At 67.2% G+C, this 2,935-nt stretch carries 4 protein-coding genes; 2 read left to right on the forward strand and 2 right to left on the reverse strand.

Going from position 1 to position 2,935, the window contains the following annotated elements; genetic code table 11:
* Nucleotides 1-200 (forward strand): hypothetical protein (locus tag AC2VOU_RS14280; RefSeq protein WP_486957972.1); only part of this gene is annotated, 200 nt, incomplete at its 5' end.
* 4 nt (nt 201-204) lie between these two features.
* Nucleotides 205-1,083, forward strand: a complete 879-nt coding sequence (locus AC2VOU_RS14285) for a PAC2 family protein (RefSeq protein WP_486957973.1) — start codon at nt 205-207, stop codon at nt 1,081-1,083.
* Nucleotides 1,084-1,190: 107 nt separating this feature from the next.
* On the opposite strand, the gene AC2VOU_RS14290 is transcribed toward AC2VOU_RS14285, so the two are convergent.
* Both AC2VOU_RS14290 and AC2VOU_RS14295 read right to left on the reverse strand, forming a co-directional pair.
* Nucleotides 1,191-2,072: an SDR family oxidoreductase gene (locus AC2VOU_RS14290; protein WP_486957974.1), complete on the reverse strand. Its 882-nt coding sequence runs from the start codon at nt 2,070-2,072 to the stop codon at nt 1,191-1,193.
* 16 nt (nt 2,073-2,088) lie between these two features.
* Nucleotides 2,089-2,935 (reverse strand): cysteine--1-D-myo-inosityl 2-amino-2-deoxy-alpha-D-glucopyranoside ligase (locus tag AC2VOU_RS14295; protein ID WP_486957975.1); only part of this gene is annotated, 847 nt, incomplete at its 5' end.

Raw genomic sequence — 2,935 nt, forward strand, 5'->3', positions numbered from 1 at the left:
GCGATCGCAGTGCCCGTGATCGCCGGCTTGCGGGCCTTGTCGGCAATACCGTCGTCACCACCTCAACAAGATTGCCAAAGAACGTATTTCGTCATGACATCGTCGGCGCCGGTTGTCGAAACCATCGGAACAAGCATAGCTCGACTATGCAAAACGGCCGCCGCTCTTGGCGCCGCGAGCTTGATCACGTCGTACCCTGATTGCGTGACCTCGCCAGATGGCAGCGCCTCTTTCCCAGAACTGCACAACACGATCATTGTGGCTGCGTTCGAGGGCTGGAATGACGCCGGAGACGCGGCCAGCGATGCGCTCGAACACTTGGACGCCATCTGGGAGGCCGACCCGATCGTCGAGATCGACGACGAGGCCTACTACGACTATCAGGTGAACCGCCCCGTCATTCGCCAGGTCGACGGCGTCACCCGAGAACTGGTGTGGCCGTCGATGCGGATTTCGCACTGCCGCCCGCCGGGCGCCGGGCGGGACATCGTGCTGATGCACGGGGTCGAGCCGAACATGCGGTGGCGCACTTTTTGCGCCGAGTTGCTGGCCGTCGCCGACAAGCTGAATGTCGACACGGTGGTGATTCTGGGGGCGCTACTGGCCGACACGCCGCACACCCGGCCGGTGCCGGTGTCCGGGGCCGCGTACTCCCCCGAGTCGGCGCACCGCTTCGGCCTGCAGGAGACCCGTTACGAGGGTCCGACCGGCATCGCCGGGGTATTCCAGGACGCGTGCGTGATGGCCGGAATCCCGGCCGTCACGTTCTGGGCGGCGGTCCCGCATTACGTCTCGCAGCCGCCCAACCCCAAGGCGACGGTCGCGCTGCTACGCCGGGTCGAGGAGGTGCTCGACATCGAGGTGCCGCTGGCCGACCTGCCGGCCCAGGCCGAGGAGTGGGAGCAGGCGGTCACCGAGATGACCACCGACGACGACGAGATCGCCGAATACGTGCAGTCCCTGGAGGAGCGCGGCGACGCCGAAGTCGACATGACCGAGGTGTTGGGCAAGATCGACGGCGACGCCTTGGCCGCTGAGTTCGAGCGCTATCTACGCCGCCGCCGACCGGGTTTCGGGCGTTAGCAGTTAGTCGCCCTTGCCGATCACTGCGCGACCGTGCGCAGAATGCCGGGCAGCTTCGGCGTGTCGCGTACAGACACGCACCCTCGCGCGCCGTGCAGCGACCGCGCTTAGTCGCCCTTGCCGAGCGTGATGTTGTAGGCGCTGGTGGACCGGCCGAGCGCTTTGACTTCCTCATCCATCCGGGGCAGCAGCGCCGCCGCGGTCTTGGCGACCGCGTTCTCCCCGACCGGGGTCGACAGCAGCGGCTTGAGCCAGCGGAAGTAGCCCACCCAACCCGGGCAGTACACCCGTCGCTTGCGCTCTTCGATGCCCTTGACGAACGCCACCGCGCAGGCGTCGACCGAGGTGGTTTTGTTCAGCGGCCACGGCAGCTTGGACAGCAGCTCGATGAACGACGGCAGGTCGGTCTTGGTATCGCGAACCAGCGCGGTGTCGATCCAGGACATGTGGGCCGAGCCGACGGTGACTCCGTCACCGGCCACCTCGAGACGCAACGCGTTGGCCAGGTGTTCGACGCCGGCCTTCGACGCGTCGTAGGGCATCATGCCAGGGGCGGCGGCAAAGGCCGCCAGCGATGACACGACCAGCACGTAGCCCTTGGTTGCGATTACCGCGGGCAGCGTGGCACGCACGGTGTGGAACACCCCGGTCAGGTTGACGTCGATGACCCGCTTGAACGCTTCGGGGTCGACCTGTAGCACCGATCCGTAGCTGGCGATGCCGGCGTTGGCGACCACGACGTCGATACCGCCGAACTTCTCGACGGCTTGTCCGGAGGCCGACTCCATCGCGGCCAGGTTGCACACGTCAGCGACCACAGTCAGCACGCGCTCGTCGCCGAGCTCGGCGGCAATGGCGGACAGCGCGGCCGCGTCCAGGTCGGTCAGCACCAGCTTGGCGCCCTTGGCATGCAGGCGGCGGGCCACCTCGGCCCCGATCCCGTGGCCTCCACCGGTGATGAATACGACTTGCGAGTTCACTGACGTCATGGCCGAAACCTACCCGCTACTGCCGCACTGAGGACAATTCCAGGCCGAGCAACGCATCGGTCAACGCGGCCACCGCCGACGGCGCCTCGGCGTCATGACCGCCGTATTCCAACGCATCGGTCGCCCAACCATCAATTGCAGCAAGCGCTTTGGGCGTGTCGAGATCGTCGGCGAGATACTGGCGAACCCGCGCGATCAGGTCGGCCGCGTCCGGACCGGCGGGTAGAGCCGCCGCGGCCCGCCAGCGCTGCAGCCTTGCCTGGGCGTCGTCCAGCACCTGCGGGGTCCATTCGCGGTCGGCGCGGTAGTGCCCGGCCAACAGACCCAACCGGATGACGGGTGGTTCGACGCCCTGCGCACGCAGTCCGGACACCAGGACCAAGTTGCCGCGGCTCTTGGACATCTTGTGGCCGTCCCAGCCGATCATGCCCGCGTGGACGTAGTGGCCGGCGAATCGCCTTTCGCCGCTGACGGATTCGGCATGCGCGGCGCTGAACTCGTGATGCGGGAACATCAGGTCGCTGCCGCCACCTTGAATGTCGAGACCGGTACCGATACGACTGAGCGCGATCGCCGCACATTCGACATGCCAGCCGGGGCGACCGGCCCCGAACGGTGACGGCCAGTTGGGCTCGCCGGGCCGAGCAGCCCGCCACAGCAGCGCGTCCAGCCGGTCGGTTTTGCCGGCCCGGTCCGGATCGCCGCCGCGTTCGGCGAACAGCGCGAGCATGGTGTCGCGGTCGTAGCCAGCCTCGTACCCGAACTGCACGGTGGCATCCGCGTGGAAGTAGACGTCGGGAAATTCCGCGTCCTCCACGACGTAGGCGGCCCCGGAGGCCAGCATCTTCTCCACCAGCTCGACG

The sequence above is a fragment of the Mycobacterium sp. TH-M25 genome (assembly GCF_057473665.1).

What these genes read in the sequence shown, in the direction of transcription:
- AC2VOU_RS14290 (WP_486957974.1), bottom strand. Translation starts at nt 2,072, where the DNA reads ATGACGTCAGTGAACTCGCAAGTCGTATTCATCACCGGTGGAGGCCAC.